The sequence below is a fragment of the Larkinella sp. VNQ87 genome (assembly GCF_049445795.1).
Lineage (GTDB): Bacteria > Bacteroidota > Bacteroidia > Cytophagales > Spirosomataceae > Larkinella.
The window spans coordinates 1-23643 of the sequence record NZ_JBMSDT010000015.1 but is presented as its reverse complement, the minus strand read 5'-3'; the positions used below and the strand labels follow the sequence as shown (position 1 = coordinate 23643).

General features: G+C 56.1%; 2 protein-coding genes. Both read right to left on the bottom strand.

Annotation, left to right across the window (positions count from 1 at the left end):
- Positions 1-50: 50 nt before the first annotated feature.
- On the bottom strand, positions 51-16673 hold the full coding sequence (locus ACO2Q8_RS23510; RefSeq protein ID WP_423347321.1) for an Ig-like domain-containing protein: 16623 nt from the start codon (positions 16671-16673) through the stop codon (positions 51-53).
- 119 nt (positions 16674-16792) lie between these two features.
- A complete protein-coding gene (locus ACO2Q8_RS23505) occupies positions 16793-23638 on the bottom strand; it encodes a hypothetical protein (protein ID WP_423347320.1) in 6846 nt (2281 codons plus the stop codon).
- Positions 23639-23643: the final 5 nt, after the last annotated feature.

Here is a 23643-nt window from a genome sequence, read left to right as displayed (position 1 = left end):
TGGCATAATCTGGGGTCCGGCGGATTTGGCCACCGGACCCTTTGTGGGTATTAATGGGGTACTTTTGAGTATCGGCCGTTGTTTTTCTTCCAGAGGACGCTGTCGGCGAAATTCACATCCGCGTCCATGTTAAAGTCGCCTTTTCGGTATTGATCGAAAATCCCGCTCTCATCCTTCCATAAATTGGAATCGTAGAAGTTGATGTCGAAGTTGTCACTGAAGGTGTCTTTCTTGCCATCACCTCCGTACATCATCCATTTGCCGTCGACGGCTATTTCACCAAAAGACGGGGGGTCGGCAATCTTATACGAATCCTGTAGCGTGAAGTCAAACACCAACTGACTATTCACAATCGACACCTTCGTCGGCGACATCACTCCCATGTGATTGCGGTGTTCGATAACGACATGGTACGACCCATCCGGGATGCTGAAGCACGGATTGACGAACGTGATGCGACCATCATCGTGCAACAGACCCGCTACCCGGAACACCGGCGTCGTCGATAACTCGTCGGTGCGCAACGAGACCAGTACCCAATCGACCACATCCGGCGCGTAGGTCGTCACGTTCTCCGTACCGGTGTAATTCCACGGCGCGGTATTGTAGGGTTGACCCGGCGGAGTTGCCACCGCAAACTGACCGATCGGCGTCTGACCCGGCAGCAAGCCCCGCTGGTTCAGAACAGTGTTCATCCTCTGCGTCGTTGTGTTGTAAGGCCCTTCCAGCAACACCTTCAGTTCCATCGTCACACACGCCGGACAGGTGTCGGGATTCACAAACAACGGCACCTCCGTATCAGCCGAGGAAAGTCCATCGCTATCCGTAACCCGCACGACGGCTTTGTCATTCCCTGTAAAGCCCGGAGCCGGAATGTACGTAATCAATACCCGGTGAGTTAGCTGATCCACCGACGCCAACACCGTTCCGTTCAAGGGTTGCGACACGACGGTCACGCTGTGGGTATTGTCGACGTTGACATCGAGAATCGGCATGTAGGCCGAGGTCGTCGAAGAGCAGTTCGTCACGACCGGCACCACCGACAGAACCGGCGGATTCGGCACATCAACCACGGTAATCGGCACTTCGATGACCGTACACCGGTTCGTCTGATCGCAAATTGTGATGCAAACTTTGTCGGTGCCCACGTAATTAGTGCTCGGCGTATATTTGACGCACAGCAAGTGGGTCTGATTATTGACCGTCACTTCGACGGTACCGTGCTGGGGTCCCCCGCAAACCGTTGCCGTATGCGTGTCGGTCGGTGTATCCACAATGGGGACACAAATTTCCTTGGGCTGATTGATCGTGGTAATAATCGGCTGGGGCACCACCACCGGCGGTTTTCCGGTACACCCACAAACGCAACGGATGACCTGAATTGGTACATAAACCTGATCCGTATTTCCGCATTTATCCGTCACGGTTACACAGACCTGGTCGATGCCGATGAAGCCGGGAGCCGCCTGGTATGTAATGGACAACTGCCGAGTCTGGTTATCAACACCTACCGTTACCGTGGCATTGCTCATGCCCACTCCACAGGCCGTAGCCGTGAACGAATCGCCAGGATCGGCGTCCAGAATCTGCATCGAAACCGTTTTGGTACTGTCTTTACAGATCAGCATCGGTTGAGCAACAATCAGCGGAGCATTCGAGCAGACCGAACAGGCGGTACTGCTGGCGACCGAAGCGGATACCGGAACGGCATTCCGACAACCGCCCGCCGAAACCACCGTCAGGCTGTAGGCGCCCGAAGTCAGACCCGTTACGACCAGTTGACCACTACCTGTAGCTACGAACGGAGCGCATTGAGCGGCAGCCCCGCTGCGGCTGTAGCAAACCGTAAAGCTTTGGTTCGCCGTGAGTCCACCGAGGGTAAGGCTACCATTGGTACCGGAACAGGTCGTCGGGGCCGTCGTAGCCACCAGAGTCGGAGCCGGAATAGCCACCACCGTGATGGAAACCGTAGCGGGTATCGACGTACAACCGTTTACATTTTGCGTTACCGTGTACGTCAGCACGCCCGTCGCGGTCGGAGTTGTTGTCAACGTTCCACCCGCAACTCCTGACAAATCAGGCCCGGACCACGTAAAGGTTCCTTGCGCGGAGCTGGAAGCTGTCAGGGTAACCGACTGACCCAAGCAAACGGTTGCACTCGGCAGAACGTTCACCGTGGGCTGCACCGGCGTTTGACCCGTCAACGTGGCCGAAACTGGCTGGCTGCTGCAGCCCCCGTTGGAAACGGTTACGCTGTAGACCCCGGACGTCAACCCGTTCAGGGCGATGTTTCCAGTTGCGTTCGACGGCAGTTGCTGGCAAACGGGAGAACCGGCGTTGTTGACCCGGTAACAAACCGTGTAATTTTGGTTGGACAGCAGGCCACCGAGGGTAATTACCCCATTTGGATTGGCGCAATTGGTCGGATCGGTTTTACTGATCACAACCGCACTCGGTACCGGATTTACGGTAATGGATGTCACGGTGAAAGATGATCCGCAACCGGCAATGGTCTGCGTTACGGTATAACTCAACGTACCAGTAGACTGCGGATTGGCCGTTACCACGCTACCCGTCGTCCCGAGCAGCCCCAACCCTTTCCAGGTGAAGGTTGCCCCCGGCGCTCCGCTTGCCGTCAGGCTAATCGGTTGCCCCAGACAAATGGTCGTGCTCGGTGCCACCGTAATCGTCGGCGCGGGCAAAGCCGGATTCGTCAGGGTAATCGCTTTGGGTACACTCAGGCAACCCAGCTCGTTGACGGTAATGTTGGTATACGAACCCGCCGACAGACCACTAATAACCAGCAGGCCGTTCACATTCGCCAGCCGCTCAGCGCAGACCGGCAGTCCGCCGTCTTTTGTGTAACAAACCGTATAGCTTTGGCCCGGCGTCAACCCACTGAGGGTCATGCTGCCATCGGTGCCGTTGCAAACCGTCGGGTTGGTCGCTGTCAAGGAGAACGTCGGGGTCGGTTTGACCACAACCGTCACAACAGCCGGGGGTGAAACGCACCCATTGGCCGATTGAATCGCCGAGTACGTTACGATACCGGTTACATTCGGGATGGCCGTTACGGGGCTTCCGGTATTGGAGAGCAATCCGGGACCAAACCACTGAATATTCGTTCCGGAAGCCGTGAGCGTTATGCTTTCGCCCATACAAACCGCCGTAACACTGCACGTTGCGGTTGGCGCCGGCAATCCTCCGGAGAGAACGGCGGACAGGGCGTTACTCGTACAGCTATTTTGACTTACTGTAATGTTCGTATAGACGCCTACACCCAGGCCCGACAGCACAATCCGTCCGTTCTGGTTCGCTGTCAAGGTCTGGCAGAGCGGTGCAGTTTGATCCTTTGTGTAACACACCGTATAGCTCTGACCGGCCGTCAACCCAAGCAGTGTTACACTACCGTTGTTAGCGGTGCAAGTGGTCGGATTGGTCGAAATCGACGAAATGGTCGGGCAGGGCGTCGAAGGATCCGGAATGACCGTGATGGTAACAGGCACCTGCGTACAAAGACCCGCCTGATCACACACCTCGAGGCAGCCACCCAACGGTTGACCACTGTAACCCGGTGGTGGCGTGTACGTTACACAGACCATATGCGTCTGGTTGTTAACCGCTCCCACAGTCAAGGTACCGGCCGTCGGCTGACCGCAGATCCTGGTGGTGTGAAAGTCCCCAACATTCGGGTCATTGATCTGCACACACACGGTTTGCGGCACATCCACGGGCGTAACGATGACCGGCGGCACCACGATCGGCGGCTGCGGAACGGTTGGGGGCTGAGGAATCGGAATAACCACAATGGGAATGATTACGTCCGTACACAAACCCGTCTGATCACAAATGTGCAGGCATAATTGGTCAGGTCCGCTATACCCCGCGTTCGGTGTATACGTCACACAAACCTGATGCGTCTGGTTGTTGATTGACACATTGACCGTGCCATGAGCCGGTTGCCCACATACGGTATAGCTGTGTACATCGCCCACGTTGGGGTCCAGAATCGGATAACATTCGGTTTTGGGAATACCCGTGATGGTTACAATGGGCGTAACGGGGACTACCGGCGGTTTGGGGTCGACCGTGGGGGGCAGCGTGGGCACAATCGTGATGGGGACATACGTCGTGTCACACAGGCCACCCTGGTCACAGGTGATCAAACAAACCTGATCCATCCCCGTGTAAGCCGGGTCCGGCGTGTACGTAAAGCATACCTGGTGCGTCTGGTTGTCGACCACGGGCGTCGTGACCGTGCCATGGGCCGGTTGAGCGCACAATTGCGTGGTGTGTGTATCGCCCGGGTTTGGATCGGTGATCGGCAGACAGACCGTTATAGGTTTCCCCGGTTCCGTAATGACCGGTTTCCCCGGCACCAACGGTGGTTCGTTCGTTGAAGCGCAAACGACCATGACATAGGGAGCAGAGGCTATCCACATACACGGAGAATCCACTAAAAGATCCCAGGCCGTGTTAATATTTTTACCGATAATCGAATTAAGCGGTCTCGTGGTTGCGTAGACCAAATACGTCCCCGGAGCAACCCCGGTGAAACTTGGAGTATTGCTCACGTAGAGGATTGTACCCGCAACATCCGTGACCAGGTAAGCCAGCGATTCATAGCAGTTGACTACAATTGGCGTAATCGTCAATGTATACGTTTCGAGCCAGTTTCTGGAATTTTCCGGAACGGCGGGAACGGTAATCGTACCATTTTGACTATGACAAACGGTGCAATTGACTGGTGATGAAACGACCATCACTTGGGGTACACATGCTCCGTTAGCTGCTGTAATGCTTACCGGTGTTCCCGCCGGAATACCCGTGATCATCTGCGTAGCTGCATTGACGAAACCTGCGTTTGCCGTTACGCTTACTCCCACCGAAACCGTGTATTGCACGCTATAGGTGGTACCGCCACAACTTGTACCTCCTACGCTAATCAGGGGATCTTCGCAGGGAGTTGTACAGGTCGGACTGACGATCTCTATAGCCTGTATACTGCAACCCAAGGCAGCAACCACCGTTACGTTGGTGCCTACCGGTGCAGTCACTATACCATTGGCATAACTGCCCACTCCGTTGACCAAACTCAGGCTGGCACCCGGATTGGCCATCACACTGGCTACATACGTGCTACCGTTCTGACATATACCCTGACCTACTGATAGCCCCGCTACAGCCGTGCAACCCACCGGACAAGCTGGCGATTTCACCGCCATCGAAGTCGTTTTACCACAAACCAGATTTCTGGCGGTAATTATAACATCCTGGCCTAACGGAATACCCGTAATCGTGCGGGTTACCTCATTAACCTGACCCACATTCGAAGACACGGTTATGACACCTTCCGTAACCATATACCCGACAGAATACGTGTTGGCAGCGGTGTTACAAACCGGGTTACTTAGGGTCAACGCCGGAGCCTGACATACCGGTGGACAATCCGTTGGTGTCAGTACGTCAATCACTTGTGTACACTGGCCATTCGTCACTGTAATGCTTACCGGTAAGCCAGCCTGAATTCCCGCAATCGTTTGCGTACCAGGATTGACCGTACCCCGACTGGAAGTGACCGTCGCGCCAGTTGGAGCAGTGTATCTCACACTGTAGGTGGTACCTTCGCAACTGGTGCCCCCAATACTGATGAGCGGATTTGCACACGGATTGTCACAGGTCACATTGCCGTTGATGACCACCCGTTCGGTGCTACAGCCCAGGCTGGCCACCACCGTCACATTCGTACCCACCGGGGCTGTCACCACACCGTTGGCGTAGCTGCCCACCCCGTTAACCAGACTGAGGCTGGCTCCCGCACTGGCTGTCACACTGGCTACATACGTGCCACTGCCCGTGTTAAGGCAGATCGCCTGACCTACTGACAAGCCCGCATCGGCCGTACAACTCACTGAACAGCTTGGTGATAAAACCGTTGTGGTCGTTTGGTTACCGCAACTACTGGTTGCCGCGATTGTCACCGTTTGGCCCTGGGCAATTCCCGTGATCAATTGGGAAACCGCATTCACATTACCCGTACTGGCTGTCACACTGGCTCCGGCACTCACCAGATAGCTCACTGAATAACTATTGGTTGCCGTCGAACACACTACGTCCGTCACCGTCAATATCGGTTTCTGACACGTTGTAATTGGACAATTGGTTGGCGGCAGAATCGGGATGATCTGCATACAACTGCCGTTGGTCACCGTCAGGCTTACACTCACACCCACCGGAACACCGCTCAACGTCTGCGTAGCCACGTTCAACTGACCAACCCCCGACGGCGAACTGACCGTCACGCCGGCCCCCGCAACATAGTGCACGCTGTAGGTGCTGCCTTCACACACCGGACCCGACACACTCACCAGCGGAGTCTCACAGACAGTACCTGTGCAGGAAGCCGGACTTACCAGCACCAGCCGCTGCACACTGCAACCCAGGCTGGCCACCACTGTCACATTCGTACCCACCGGGGCTGTCACCACACCGTTGGCGTAGCTGCCCACCCCGTTAACCAGACTGAGGCTGGCCCCCGCACTAGCCGTCACACTGGCCACATACGTGCCACTACCCGAGCAGATCGCCTGCCCGGCCGACAGACCCGCGTTGACCGTACAGCCCAGCCCACAACTTGGGGCCGGAACGCCCATCTGGCTCTGTGTCCCGCAACTGCTGGTGGCGGTTACCGTCACGGCCTGACCTTGTGTGACGGTGATCATTTGCAGGCTGGCATTGAGCGTGCCGCCATTGACCGTCACACTGGCCCCCGCGCTGACCTGATAACTGATCGTGTAGGTGCCCGTTGCTGTGTTACAGACCGGCGCTGACAGCGTCAGCAGCGGAGCCTGGCAAGTTGTACAATTGGTTGGTAAGCTCAGTGTTGCCGTGCCTTTAGCCACGCAACCCAGCGCGTCGGTCACTGTTACCGTGTAACTGCCCGGTCCCACACTCACTAACGACGACGAGGTCAATCCATTACTCCACAGATAAGTATAGGTTGGGGTGCCCCCACTGACCGTGCTCAGCGTGATCGAACCCGTCGAACTGCCGCAGGCAATCGAACTGCTGGTCAACTCAGCCACCAACGGGGCCGGTTGACCAATGACCACCTGATCGGTTGCGCGACAGCCGTTGCCATCGGTTACTGTCACACTATAGACACCCGCCACCAGATTATTGATGTTGGCCGTGACAGCTCCCGTGCTCCAGCGGTAAGTTGGCACACTCACACTTGTAGTAACGTTTACCGTAGCGGTGCCCGTGGCGGTACCGTAACAGCTCACATTTGTCTTGTTGATCGTAAACAGCGGACCACCCACCTCATCAATGCTCACCGTAGACGTTACTGAACACCCGTTGGTATCGCTCACCGTCACACTGTAAACGCCCGAAATCAGGTTGCTGATGCTGGCACTCGTGTTGCCCGTACTCCAGCGGTAGAGGTAGTTGCCACTGCCACCACTGGCTACTACGGTTGCCGTGCCCATGGCCTGCCCACAGGTTGAAGCCGTGCCGCTGGCAGTCGCCGTCAGACTTCCTGCACTGTCAGGAATCGTCACCAATAACACATCCTTACAGCCAGCCTGGTCGGTGACCGTCACACTATAAGTACCGGCTACGACGCCACTGAGGATGTTAGTAGCCTGCCCATTGTTCCATTGATATTGATAACTGCTACCACCATTGGCCGTCACACTGGCCGTTCCGGTAGCCTGCCCACAGAGGGCTGGCGTTGTCGAAAGCAGCGTCACTTGCGGACCGCCGGCATTACCTACGGCCACCAGCGTGGTCGAGAAGCAACTGCTGTTGGTGGCATCGGTGACCGTTATGCTGTAGACACCCGTGGCGACGGCCGTGATTGTGGGCGTCGTGGCCCCCGTACTCCAGCGGTAGAGGTAGCTGCCGCTACCTCCACTGGCGCTCACGGTGGCCTGTCCATCCGACAGGTTGCAGTGGGCGGCCGTTGCAATCACATTGATGCCGATTGAACAAACGGGCGCACACGTCGATATGGTAATGCCGGTGGTCGTCACCTGGGAGGTTGAGCACCCCGTCGCCGAGGTTACCACCACCGTGTAACTGCCACTATGGGCCAGCGTCGCCTGCCCCACCGTCACCGCTGGACCGCTGCCGACCAAGCCCGTCGGCCCAAACCAGGTATAGGTGTAGCTGCCTACCGGACTTACCGTCGCATTCAGCACAAAGCTGCCCCCCACGCACGCTGTTGAACTGTTAATGGTCGCTACTACACTCGGACCCGCAGCCACGCTCAAACTCACACTTCGGCTAATCGAACATCCGTTGCCGCCACTGACGGTGATGGTGTACACCCCGGCTGGCAACCCACTCACCGGCTGGCCTTCCACCAGCGAGCCCGAGACTGGTCCGCTGTACACCAGCTGATAACTGCCCACGCCCCCGCTTACATTCGTCACCACCAGGCTACCCCCCTGACCACACACCCCGTCCACCGGCTGCACGTTGTAGCTGATGGCCACCGGACTTACCACCACTAGCACCGTACTCGACACGCAGCCCCCCGGCTCCGTGCGCGTGACCACATACTCACCTGCCCCCACACTGTAACTGCGGGTCACATCGCCCGCCGTCACCCCGATCAGCGCCCCGTTGAGCACCGACAAGCTGTACTGCGTGCCCGGCGACTGACCGCCTACGAAACTGATTACCCCCGCCTGACCCGCACACACCGGCTGCTGCGTCACACTCCAGCCCGCCACCAATGGCGCGGGCACCGGATTGATCACCACCACCCTGCTGTCGGAGACGCACAGGGGGTTGCCGCTGGCAATCTGAATGCTGTGCGTGCCCGCAGCCAGGATCAGCGTCTGGCTGGTGCCCGCCACCGAACTCGTCACCCCATCCACCGTCAGTTGGTAGGGGCCACCTACCGCATTCCAACTGACGACCACCGTACCCGAACTGCCGCAGGTCACCGGTTGGGTGATCTGGGTGCTCAGACTCAGGCTGGTGGGCAGAACCGGCACACTGACAAACTCGGTACCCTGGCAGGTGCTGCCCTGGCTGGTGATGGTGAAGGTGTAGTTACCCGCCGTCAGGCCCTGAATCGTTACCGGGCTCACCGAAGCCGTCGTTGCGCCACTGCTGGCCCCACTCCAGTTGACGCTGTAAGGAGCACTGCCACCGGTGATGCTCAACTGCACACTGCCGTTGCTAGCTCCGCAGTTGGCTCCGCTCACGGTGAGAACATCCACATCGGGGCCGGGTGTTTCACTGATGGAGACGGTGGTCGTGAAGCTCTGCACACAGGCCCCGTTGTTGGTCGTCTCGGTGATGGTCAGCGCGTAGACGCCTGCCACCAAGCCACTGGCCGTGGCCGAGGTGCTCACCAGGGCGTTGGTGGCCAGGTTGCGCCACTGGTAGGTGAGCGTGGCACCCACCGGCGAACCCGGCAGCAGGGTGGCCGTAGCCGAGCCATTGCTGCCCCCACAGGAAGCCGGATCCAATGCCGTGATCGAGATCGAGGCCCTTCGGGGTGAGCAGATTGGCAGACAATTGGTTGGCGGCAGAATCGAAATGATTTGTGTGCAGCTGCCGTTGGTCGCCGTCAGACTCACACTCACCCCCACCGGTACACCGCTCAAGGTCTGGGTGGCCAGATTCAACTGGCCAACCCCCGATGGCGAGCTGACCGTCACGCCCGTGCCCGCTACATAGTGGACACTGTAGGTGCTACCTTCACACACCGGACCTGACACACTCACCAGCGGAGTCTCACAGGCGGTGCCAGTGCAGGACACCGGACTAATCAACACCAGCCGCTGTACACTGCAACCCAGGCTTGCTACCACTGTCACGTTGCTGCCCACCGGAGCCGTCACCACTCCATTGGCATAGCTGCCCACGCCCCCAACCACACTCAGGCTGGCTCCGGGGCTGGCTGTCACACTGGCCATATACGTGGTCCCAGTGCTCGAACAGAGAGCCTGGCCCACCGACAGGCCTGCACTGGCCGTACAGCCCGCTGGCGGACACACCGGAGCCGGTACCCCAAGGACACTCTGAGTGCCACAACTGCTGGTGGCCACCACCGTCACGGACTGCCCCTGGCTGACGGTGATCGTCTGCAAAGTGGCATTATGACTGCCCCCCGTGGCCGTCACACTGGCCCCCGCGCTCACTTGATAACTAATCGTGTAGGTCCCGCTGGCCGTGTTACAGACCGGGGCCGTCAAGGTCAGGGCTGGCTTCTGACATAGCGGACAGTTCGGCTGGCTCAACATCGCCGTGCCTGTAGCTACACATCCCTGTGCATCCGTTATCGTCACCGTGTAGCTGCCCGGACCTACATTGCTCAACATCGGTCCTGTTGCTCCCGTATTCCATTGGTAATTGTAGGTTGGTGTTCCTCCACTGATGTTACTGACTGTGATCGTACCCACCGTACTGCCACAACCTATCGAACTCGAGGTCAACTCGGCCACAATTGCCGACGGCTGACCGATCACCGCCTGATCCGTCGAAGCACAACCGTTGCCATCGGTAACCGTCACACTGTAAACACCTGCCACCAGATTGTTTACACTCGCCGTCAAGGCCCCCGTGCTCCAACGATACGTCGGTATCCCCGACGACTGAACCACATTCACTGTGGCCAGGCCCGTCGCTGTTCCGTAACAGTTCACATCCGTCTTGTTGATCGTAAATGTAGGACCACCCACCGCATCGATACTCACACTGCCCACTATCCAGCATCCATTGCCATCGGTCACTGTCACACTGTAAATCCCTGCCACCAGAGTGTTTACAGTGGTCGTAGTCGCTCCATTGCTCCACAAATATCGGTAGCCACTGCTGCCACTGGCCACCACACTGGCACTACCCGTGGCCTGACCACACAAGGCGGTTGTCCCACTCACCGTCGCCGTCAGACTACCGACACTGCTGGGAATCGTTACCAGTGCCACATCGCTGCAGCCCGCCTGGTCCGTCGCCGTTACACTGTAGATTCCACTGATCAGACCACTCACCGTCGGCCCGTTGACCCCCGTGTTCCAGCGATAGCTGTAAATCCCGACTCCCCCCGTGGCCGTCACACTGGCTGTACCCGTGGCACCCGTGCATACCGCCGGACTCGTCGAGCTAACGGTCAACTGCGGACCACCTGCGTTACCCACGGCAACCAGCGTCGTCGAGAAACAACTGCTGTTGGCCGCATCGCTCACGGTCACACTATACACATCGCTGACCAGGCCACTCACCGTCGGGGTGGTCGCGCCGGTGCTCCAGCGGTAGTTATAGCTGCCGCTACCTCCACTGGCCGTCACCGTCGCCCCGCCATCCGACTGATTGCAGTGTGCGCTCGTCGCGATTATATTTAATCCTATACTACAGGTTGGCAAACAAGGGGTCACACTAATTGGCGAAGTGGTCTCCTGAGTAATTGAGCAACCATCTGCCGTAGTAACAATAACAGTATAACTGCCACTTTGGGCCAATGTCGTCGGCCCTACTGTCACCGTAGCTCCGGTGCCTACAAACCCGCCCGGTCCATTCCAACTATAGGTATAACTTCCGACTGGTGTCACATTGGCGGCCAGCACAAAGCTGCCTCCTACACATACCGTCTGACTACTGATGGTAGCCACCACACTGGGAGCCGATCCTACGGTCAGGCTATCAGTTCGGCTGATCGAACAGCCCTGGCTATCTTGCACCGTCACCGTGTAAACGCCCGCTGGTAACCCACTCACCACCTGACCTTCCAAAGCCGTGCCTGATACCGGACCACTGTACACAATCAGGTAAATTCCGGTTCCTCCGCGAATATTGTTCACTGATAGACTCCCCCCCTGTCCACAACTTCCATCCACCATCTGCACATTGTAGCTAATGGCCACCGGCGAGATTACCGCCAGCGTGTCACTCGACACACAGCCCGTCGGCTCCGTCCGACTCACTACATACGTGCCCGAACCCACCGGGTAACTCCGGCCTACATCGCCACCCGTCACCCCAATCAAGCTCCCCCCCAACTGACTCAAACTGTACTGCGTGGCCGAGGACTGACCGCCCCCGAAACTGATCACACCCACATCCCCCGAACACACCGGCTGTTGAGACACACTCCAGCCCACCACCAACGGCGCCGGTACCGGATTGATCAGCACCACCCGGCTGTCAGAGACACACAAGGGATTCCCACTGGCAATCTGAAGGCTGTGAGTACCTGCGGCCAGAATCAAGCTCTGACTTGTCCCATTCACGGCCATCGGCACCCCATCCACCGTCAGCGTGTAAGGACCGCCCACCGCATTCCAGCTTACTACCACTGTCCCTGAACTGCCACAGGTAATCGGTTGTGTCACCTGAGCCGTCAGACTCAGACTCGTGGGCAGAACCGGGATACTGACTACCTCTGTACCCTGACAGGTACTGCCACTACTGGTTATGCGGAAACTGTAGCTACCCGCCACCAGGCCATTGATCACCACCGGCGAGACCGAAGCTGTGGTGCTACCACTGGCGGCCCCGCTCCAACTGATGCTGTAGGGCGTTGTGCCCCCTGTCACACTCAGGCTCACACTGCCATTGGCTGAGCCGCAATTGGCTCCCGCTAAGCTAAGCACATCCACATCCGGACCGGGGGCTTCGCTGATGGCCACCGTACTGGTGAAGCTTTGCACACAGCTCAGATTGATGGTTTCGGTGATGGTTACCGAGTAGACGCCTGCCACCAGCCCGGTTGCGGATGCGCTGGTACTGACCAGTGCATTGGTCACCAAGTTTCTCCACTGGTAGCTGAGGCTGGCTCCCGCCGGAGAAGCAGGTAACAAACTCACCGTCGCCGATCCATTGCTGCCCCCGCAGGAAGCCGGATCCTGCGCCGTTACCGAAATACTCGCCACCCGAGGAGGACAGCAATCTTTAACTGTTACTGAAACCGGTGTTGTCGTCGTGGCGCTACAGCCATTCTTATCGGTTATGGTAAATGTATAACTGCCGCTATTGCTGACCTGTGCAGATGAGATGGTTGGATTTTGAGCGGTGGAAGAAAAGCCATCCGGACCAACCCAATTATACTGATAAGGTGGCACGGAGCCGGTTGTTATATCGCCAAGCAAATATAAGGTACTGCCAATACAGACTGTCGTTGAAACAAAACTGGCTTTAATTACAGGTCCGGGATTTACCGCTACGACTCCAGTGGCTGTACCTGTACAGGCATTCCCGCCGGTTACAACCACTGTGTAACTCCCGGCATCGGAAGCATCCACATTCGATAAGACAACGATTTGCCCTGTAGCCGTGAAACCATTTGGGCCTGTCCAGAAATAATTACCTGCTCCTCCCGTAGCAGTTAAGGTTATATCCCCCCCCGCACACGCCTGTTGGGGTTGTACCTGCACATTGGGAGACGCCCCAACGGTTGTACTTACCACCTGGGTAGCCGTGCAGCTATTGGCATCGCTGACAATCACTGTGTAATTACCACCCATGCTGACCTGGGCATTAGAACGAGTCAGCGGATTTCCGGGCAGTGTGAGTCCGTCAGGGGTTCGCCAGCTAACGTTATACTGTAAAGTTCCACCGGTAATCGTTGCCGACAGACTCAGCGGCTGCCCTACGCAGGTCGGCGGAGCCGTTACACTGGCAATGCTAGGAGTAGGATTGACAATGACAGTAACACTCGCCGGTAAGGACGCACAACCTGCCACAGTCTGGGTTACGGTATAAATAAAATTGCCTGAGGTACCCGGAGATGCAATGACTGGGCTTCCGGTCAAGGGGGTCAAGTTTGTTCCGACCCACTGCAGGTTTGTACCCATAGCCGTCAGTGTCACTGACCCACCCAAACAGATGGTTGTGGAGGGGCCTGGTGTTATAACCGGCGGAGCAGGCTGCGTCGGATCCGTCAGGGTAACCGATTGGGGAGCCGATGCGCAGCCATTTATCGCCACCGTCACGGAGTAGACACCGGCCGTCAAATTATTCAGCACGATCTGCCCCCCCGAAGCAAGTTGTGAACTCGACTGCGAACCCGTTCCGTTTTGCGAGTAACTGACCGTATAGATTTGTCCGCTAACTAATCCGTTGATCGCAATACTCCCATTTATTCCTGAACACGATGTAGGATTTGATGGAACAAGTGAAAATGTCGGTAATGGAGTTACGGTCACTGCCACCGGTGTGGTCGCCGTGGCGCTGCAACCATTCGCATCCGTCATAACCACGGTATAACTTCCGCTATTTGCCGTTGTTGCGTTGGGAACACTAACCGTATTAACGGTCGTTGTCGTGGCAAAGTTAGGACCCGTCCAGACATACGTGTACGGTGGCACGGTTCCGGTGGTCACATTGGTTGTCAATTGAATGCTGTTTCCGGCACAGACGGTTGAAGAGAAAGTCGTTAAATTAATTACCGGTGCGGGATTCACCATCACCGTCACCGTAGCAATCCGGCTACAATTGGGTGATCCTGTATCCGTCACCACTACGGTATACGTTGTTGCGGTGGTCGGCGAGACGGTCACACTTTGGCTCGTACCCGGTACGACATTGGGACTCCACTGGTACGTGAGGGTACCGATCGCTCCTTGTGTTGTCACGGAGAGCGTTGCATTACCTCCGGCGCACAGGACACTCTGGCTGGATGTAGCCGTTGCTGTCAACGAACAGCAGTTAACCACACTCACGGAAACCGGGGTCATTCCGGTAGCGGTACAACCGTTTGCATCAGTTACCGTGACCGTATAGTTTCCGGTCTGTGCCAGTATAGCATTGGAAACCGTAACCGGATTGGCCGTGGTGGTTGTCGAATAATTCGGCCCGTTCCACGTAAAGAGATAGCCAGGAGTTCCCCCTGAAGGGGTAGCGGTCAAATCAAAACTGCCTCCAATACAGGCCGTAACGGTGGTAGAGGTGGCGGTAACGGTTGGTGTTGGATGAACCGTAACGGTTGTACTGGCTGGTGCCGAAGTACAGCCGTTCACCGTCTGGGTTACCGTGTACACAAAGCTCCCAGCCGTGTTGGGTGTCGCGGTAACCGGATTGCCTGTTGGCTGCGATAAATTCGAACCCACCCAGTTAAAACTGGCATTGGCCGATCCGGTCGCCGATAATGTCAAGCTGGTTCCCAGACAAATGGTTGCGGAAGGGTTGACGGTAATTGTTGGAACAGTCGGCGGATTAGGGTCTGTTAGGGTAACGGATACAGGCATGCTTGCACACACACCAGTGAAAGCCGTAAAAGAATAGATTCCAGCCGATAAGCCGGTAACCACTACCTGACCCGTCCCATTGGCCGTCAGTGTCTGCGTAACTGGAGCACCGCCATTGCGCGTATAGGTAATGGAATAACTTTGACCCGCCATCAAACCCGTTAAGGTTGCCATTCCGTCGGACCCCGAACAGGATGTCGGGTTGGTTGGCGTTATGCCCGTTAGATCAGCCCCATTCAGGACAGTAACCGACGTCACATTCGAGGCCGTACAAGATTGGCCGTTACTGACGATAACGGTATAGGAGTAGACACCGGCTGCCGATAACGTAGCGGTAACCGGATTACCCATGGTGGCCGTTAAGCCAGGCCCGGTCCAGTCGTAGCTGGCAAAACCGGAAGTGGCCGTCAACGAGACAGTGGTAGTTCCGTTCGAAAGACAGACCGTCGGATTGTTTGTAATTGACACCTGGCCCGAACTAAGCCACGAGACGATGACGCACGCCTGGTCGCTTGCGGTGTTACAACTATCCCGCAGGGTGTTACAAATGGTTACAGAACCGGGTTGGGTTACCCCTCCCACGACGGGAAAAGTAACCGTATAAGCCCCCGTGGTCGCATTGATCGATACGTTGGCGGAGAGTGAAGAAGGCGTTACTGTAAACCCCGACCATTGTTGGGCATTTGCCGGTACGACAAATGTACCGGCTGGTAAATTGGCCGGATTCCAATTCCGAAAAACCTGCGTGAAATAATTATTAGAATAGGATGTAGAAGTAGCACATAAAGTTTGGGTATCATCTTGAATATCGGGTAATACAATTTGTACAGAATCAAGCGGAGCATTTTTGCAATACCGTTCCAGGTTAGGAATTTGAGGAGCTCTTGGAATCTGAATTGTCAGGTTATTGTTGACATTGGCACCGAACCTTGAAAGAATGGCATTTCGGATCGGCTCACCATTGACGAGAATCCGGAGTACTGCCGCACAGCCGTTACCCGGAAAAGAGAAGAGCGGTACCGGAACACCCGATGTAACTGGCGCCATCGTACTCAATGGCCCTGAACCATCCGGGTCCACGTCAACGGCTGACAGAGCCATCCCCACTTGGTGAACGGCCAGGCCATTCAATTCAGGTATCGTTGCCACCCCAAGCGATGTAATATATTCATTATCAACAACTTCATCGGGAGACCAAACACCATTTATATTGGTAATCTGAAAACTGGCATCACGCCCGTTAGCACCGGGTGTAGTAAACCCGTTGGGAGCAACGATGGTAAACTGACCCGTTACCAGGCGATGAAGAGAATTATCGGTTGGAATGTACCAGGTCGTATACCGATTGGTGGCCGGATCGTACGTCAACTGAAAGTCGACCACTGGCGTCCTGGCTCTCGGATCACAACCCGGCACATTCTGCGCCTGGCTTACACTTCCCCAAGCTCCCGCCAAATAAAGCGGGAGCAACAGTATCCAGGATCTAAGCCAAAAATTCAGTACAGCTTTCATCTTAATCATGTCTTTTAGACTGCTACCTAATTTCATTACTCTCTTTCTCATAATGTCCATCCTATCTCCCTACCGACTCAAGGCAGTTGTTGCTGAATAACAAATGATTGCACATTCAATATATTACTTGGGTGCTGAATCATGATGTTATAAATGATATGTGAATCATTACCTTGTCCCTGGAAGATTGTTTGGCCATTCATGTTGACATCTCCACTGAAATAACCATTCAGAATGTACGACTGGAGGTTAGCTATATTTCCAGGAGCGGTGATAATCTGATTGAACACTTCCTGTGGATCATTGTCCTGCCCCTGGAAGATTGTCTTATCCTCACGGTTGGCGTTACCACCCCACAGTGCATAGTATCCCGGAGCCCAGGAAATATCCCGGCGTTCTTTATCACCGTACAGATTGATGATATTCGGATCACTGGTATCGTGCCAGATCTGCGCTGGGGTAAGGGTGCGGAAGTCAACCGTCACATTCGATCCCGTTACATTCAGGCTACGCGTGGTCTGCGTCATCACACCCAGGTGATTCCGATGACGAACGGCCACATAGTAGTCTCCCGGTTCCACGTGGCTGATATCCAGACAAGACGTTCCGTCTACATCCACAATCGTGCCATTCCGCAATACCAGACCGGAACGAGTGTACTTGACAATCGACGGATTCGTTTTGTCACGGAATTCGACCAGCACCCAGTCTACCACTGAGTTTTCACCCCGATCCGCTAACGTAACCGCCGGATTCGTAATCGTTTCGTTGAAGGGATCCAGAGCAGGAACAGAACCGATACCTCCCGGATAGAACGTCGTGATGTAGGGCGCCATCCGGTACGGATCGGATAACGGAATGATTCCCAGTGCACGCAAGTCATCACGCATCAACGGTTGTCCGGCAGTTACTGTACTGGTTACCGGATTCGTCGGCCAGATTCCATCTTCATCGATCAAAGAACCTTGTAGGTACACATAGGGGTTGAAACAGAAGTTACATGACCCGAGCGTGAGGCTTACAACGTCACTGATCGTACACCCTTTGGCATCGGTTACCGTGACGGTATAACTACCAGCACCCAGGGCTACCGGACTCGAGACAACTCCGGTCGTACTGCTCACCTCCGTCAGATAATCAGCCGTACCGCCGGTAGTCTGGACTACCGTGATACTGCCACTGGTCAGCGATGCACAGGTGGGCGAAACGGCCTGAATGTTGATTTCAAAACCTTTCGGCTGATTGACAATCAGTGTATCGACGGCCACGCACGAGTTAGAACTGGTTCGGGTTACTAAATACGTGCCACCTGCTACCGTGAAGGACGCGCTTGCAGTACCAGCCGTCTGACCGATGACGGTATTCGATCCGGCGATCCGAACCACATACTGATCACTGGCAATACCCGGAGTCGGTGTGTAGACCAACGTACCCGTGTTATTTGCACACTGAGCGTCGGTTTTTGTCCAGCCCGTGATCGGCGGATTTCCTGTGGTATTGATCAGAATATCTTTCTTCTCAACCAGACATCCACTGGCATCTTGTACACGGATGGTATGCAGTCCTGCTGGCAGATTCGGGAAGTTTGGTGTCCGACCAGTCTCGGACAGGTTGATATACCCATCCACGACATAGAAGAACGGTGCGGTACCACCCGTTACATTCAGGCTGATCGAACCATCCGAAGCTCCGCAACCCGAAACATCCGTTGGTGTCGCCGATACATTCATAACCGCCGTATCGTTATGCGGAATCGTTACTTCTACGAACGAACGACAGGTTGATGTACCGCCCGTTATCGTGAAGATGTAATCACCAGCAGGCAATCCGGGAATCTGAACCGGGCTCGCAGTCACCGATCTCGATGAAGAAGCCGCTCCCGTCCAGCTAACCGTATAAGGCGTTGTGCCGCCGGAAATATTCAGAATAACACTCCCGTTCGACGCCGTACAGCTAGCGCCGGATGTCTGAATGATCTCAGCAATTGGCGCGCCGATATCATTGACGTGTACGGTGTCGGTATACTGACAACCATTGTACAATCCGTTTTGGGTCGTAACTGTCGCCGTTACGCTATAGATACCGGAAGGCAGGTTTGCGATACTTGATCCGTTCATGCCATTGCTCCATTCGTACGTGATGAACGGCGGTGCACCCAACAAGGTAGCAGTTGCCGTACCACCAGCCTGACCGCATTGCGTATCGAATACTTTCTTGTTAAAGCTGAGGGTTGGACACACTTGCTGACAGGGAGGTACCGTCACCAGAACATCTCTGACGCCCGAACAGCCGTTCGCATCCGCGACAATCACTCTGTACTGACCAGCAGCCAGGGCATTTGCGTTTTGGACTACCTGATTCTGACCGTTCAAGATGGTTACACTGTGGGGTTCCGTACCACCATTGACCTGAATGACCCGGATGCTGCCATCGCGGTTACCCGTTCCGCCAACACCGCAGGTTTCACCCGTCCGTTGCACATTGAAGTCCAAACCATCCGGTGAGGTGATCGTGAAGGATTGGTACGAACTGATACAGTTGTTATCGCTTCGTTCAATCACGTATACGCCACGCGATACGGTCACATTCGCCGTCTGGTTGCCCGGTACTGTTGCAATTAACGTCGTGCCACCCAACAGTACCCGGTAGCTCACCGTGGCGGCCTGACCACCTGCAAATTTCAGGGCACCGGTATTGGCCGGACAAAGCGGACTTTCGGCTGTCCATCCCGACACAGCCGGGCCACCAGTGGTGCTGATGACGGCCGATATGCTGGTCGTACACCCATTGGCTGCTGTTACACCGATCGTGTAATACCCGGCCGGTAAGTTGGGAATTGGCAGCGTTGTTCCTGGTTGCGTGGCATAAGGCTGACCGTTCAGCGTAAAGCTGTAATCTGGTGTCCCTCCCGTTACCGTCACAAACAGTGACCCATTGCTGGCTCCGCAGCTTCCTACGTTGGTTGGAACAGCGGTTAGCGTGATATCGGCTGAAGTAGATACCGGAATGGTCACATCCATTACACCCTGACACGGTGAACCGGTTCCCGTCACGACGAAGGTGTAACTACCTGGGGCCAGGTTCTGGACTGGGGTGGACGCGGGGTTCGGCGCGGCCTGACTACCCGTGACGCCATTCGGGCCGGTCCAGGTCACTTTATAAGGTGCGGTACCGCCCGTGATACTCAAGGAAACAACACCCGTGTTGGCTGAGCAACGCGATGGAATGATCGCCACAGGCGTTGGAATCGGACCACCGACCTCATTGACATTCACCGTAGCCATATACTGGCAACCCACCGCGTTACCGTCGGTAGAGCTCGTCACAATGGCTGTCACGGAATAAACGCCTTTGCTTAAGCCCAGTGCAGTCGGTCCGTTCTGACCATTACTCCAGATATAATCGACCACGCTTCCGGCCGGTAAGCCTCCCAATGAAGCCGTCGCCGTACCATCGCTGGCTCCGCAATTCGGATCATACACGACCCGATCAACCGGTAGTACCGGGCAGATTTTCCGGCAATCCGGGATGGTGATCAGCAGTTGTTGAATACCCGAGCACCCATTTGCATCGGTCACTTCAATAATGTAGTTACCTGAGTTCAGCCCCGATGTAGCCGTGGTACTGCCGACAACCGTATTATTGCTATCGAGAACACGCACCGCATGAGGATCTTTTCCGCCGTCAATTTTCACGACCCAGATCTTACCGTCAGCCTGAGCGGATCCATCCGGCCCACAAGTGGCCGCAGCATACTGAACGTTGAAATCCAGACCCGTCGGGGCATTGATGATCAATGTATCGACCGACGTACAGTTATCCATTGTACTCGTCCGGATGATCGCGTAAGAACCGACGCTTACCACCAACGAAGTGGGCTGGTTACCCGACACTACAGTGATCGTTCCACCGTTCTCAACACTGGTTACTTTGTATTGTGTAGTAGCCGGTTGTCCACCAACAAAGGAGAGTGACGCTACATCGGTCGGACACTTCGCATCGATTGCAGTCCAGCCCGTTATGGCCGGTGCTCCGGTATCTTTGATAATGACCGGAACTTCGGCGGCCGTACAACCATCTGCACTGATGACGCTCACGACGTACGCACCCGCTACGAGATTTTCCAGCGTGTAGGTTGGCAACGTTGACGTTCCGACTACCTGTCCATTGAGCAAATAGGTAAAGGGGGCCAGTACGCCCGGCTGGAGATTAACCGTATACTGAATTTTGCCCGTCGGCGATCCGCAAGCCACCGCATTCGTCGGCGTTGGCGTCACAGAAATTCGACCTGAATCATCGCGCGGAATATGAACCGGTACAAAGCCTGAACAGGTGGCACCGCTGACAGTACTGGTAATTTTGAACACATAATCACCCGCCGGCAAATTTGTTATAGTCTGATTACCCAAATTAGCGACTGGCTCAGAACCATTGACTGGACCTGTATAAGTAATCACAAAGGGAGCTGTACCTCGCCGAATGTTAATCGTTACCTGACCATTGTTATTAGCCGGACAGCTCGCTGGAATGATACCGGCTTCGACAGCCTCGGGGCCACCGATTTCGTCTACATTAATTGTATCGACCACAATACACCCTTTAAGGTAAGGAGCCCCCGGCACATTGGTAACCGTCGCGGTTACGGAATATACCCCGGCCACAAGACCCGTGATTTGCGGTCCGCTGGCGCCATTGCTCCAGTTATAGCCTACCGTCGCTCCACTCGGCAATCCGCCAACCAGTGCCTGGGCACGTCCGTCATTAGCCCCACAATTGGCATCGACGACGCCCGTACTGATCGGGAAATCACACGGTGGCGGGCTACAGCTACGCACAATGATTGTGGCAACCGACGTTGAGCTACCGCATCCCGTAACCACTGAAGAGTAGGTCACGCTGAATGTACCTGCCTGCGAAACAATTCCGTTGAAGATCGAACCCACCAACGCACTACTGCTGGTGATTTCTGTGAATGTACCACCCGCCGGGAAGTACGGTGCCAAATCAACCGTCTCATTGTTACAGATCGACAGAACAACATTGCTAGATGACGTCGGTGCCGGGGTTACCGTGATGGAAACCGGTGTAACAGCTGTTGTGCTACAACCCGTTGCGTTCGCAACCACCACGCTATAGCTACCGCTGTTAGCAACCGTCGCATTCGGAATCGATACGGTCGGTACAGTGGTTACGGTGCTGAAGTTCGGACCGCTCCAGGTATACGTATATGGTCCTGTCGGTACTACGGTTGCAGTTAAGACCAACGAACTACCCACACAGACAACCGTGTTGCTTGCAGCCAGTGTTGCACTCAGACTACATGGGCAAGTTGGGGCATTCAGATCGATCACCTGAGCCGGACAGCTACCGTTGCGCGCTGTCACACTCACGGGTTGACCCAACGCAATACCCGTGATCTGATTGCCACTCACAACTCCGCTGCTGGCTGTCACCGTTACCCCGGCTGGAGCCGTAAACACCACACGGTAGGTGACATTGTTGCCATCACAGAGGACGCCTGCAACACTTACCAGCGGTTCTGCACACGTATTTGTACACGAAGCCGGGCTGGTGATCGGAGCCGTCACTGGCGGACAGTTCGGCAGGCTAGCCACGATCGTCACGTTTGTACCCACCGGTACAGTGACCACTCCGTTGGCATAGTTACCCCCACCAATGGTGGTCAACGAAGCCCCGGCCGTTGCCGTTACGCTCACCGCATAACTCACCCCATTTAGACACACCGGCTGACCCACTTTCAATTCCACCAGTTCCGGACACTGCGGACTAGTCGTACAGCTCACCGGCGAGTTGATCACCAGCGAACTTAAGGCCCCACAGTTGTTGCTGGCTACCACCGTTATGCTGGTGCCCACGCTGATGCCCGTGAATCTCTGATTGACCGTATCATGCGTGCCTGAGCTGGCTGTTATGCTTGCCCCCACACTCACTTCATAGCCTACACTATAGGTCCCTGTCGCTGTGTCACACACCGGACCCGTCAATGACAGCGTCGGTTTCTGACACGGCGGACAGCTCGGGGCCACAAACGTGCGGACCTCCGTGGGACACACCCCGTTGCCCGCCGTCAACGTCACATTCGTCCCCAGACTCACCGTCACGATCCGCTGCAAGGGATCCACACCCGCTGTCACCGTCGCACCACTCGAGGCCGTCAGCGTCGCCCCCGCCGGAACCGTTACCGTCAGGCGGTAGGTCAGGTTGTTGCCATCGCACACCGGACCCGCCACGCTCATCAACGGGCTGGCACACGTCACCGTACAACTCGTCGGACTGACGAGCTCCTGACGCTTGGTCTCGCAACCCGACAGACCCGCCAGCACCGTCACATTCGTGCCCACAGCGGCCGTGATCACTCCGTTACTGAAGCTCGTCGCTCCTAAAACCGTCAGACTCGCGCCCCCGCTCACCGTCACACTGGCGATGTAGGTCACCCCGTCCACACACACACCCTGGCCCACACTCAGCTCGAAGCCCTCGCACAGTGGGTTGGCCGAACAACTGGCCGGTGAGGTCACGATCTCCCGCGTCAGTCCACAACCGTTGCTGGCCACCACCGTCACACTCGTGCCCAGCGTGATGCCCGTAATTCGACTATTGACTACATCCAATGTCCCGGCGTTGGCCGTCACACTCGCTCCCGCACTCGTCGAGAAACCGATGCTGTAGGTCCCCGTGGCCGTGTCGCACACCGGACCCGTCACCGTCAGGGCCGGTACCACACACGGCGGACAGCTCGGGGCCACAAACGTGCGGACCTCCGTGGGACACACTCCGTTGCCCGCCGTCAAGGTCACATTCGTCCCCAACGGAACGGTCACGATCCGCTGCAAGGGATCCACACCCGCTGTCACCGTCGCACCACTCGAGGCCGTCAGCGTCGCCCCCGCCGGAAGCGTCACCGTCA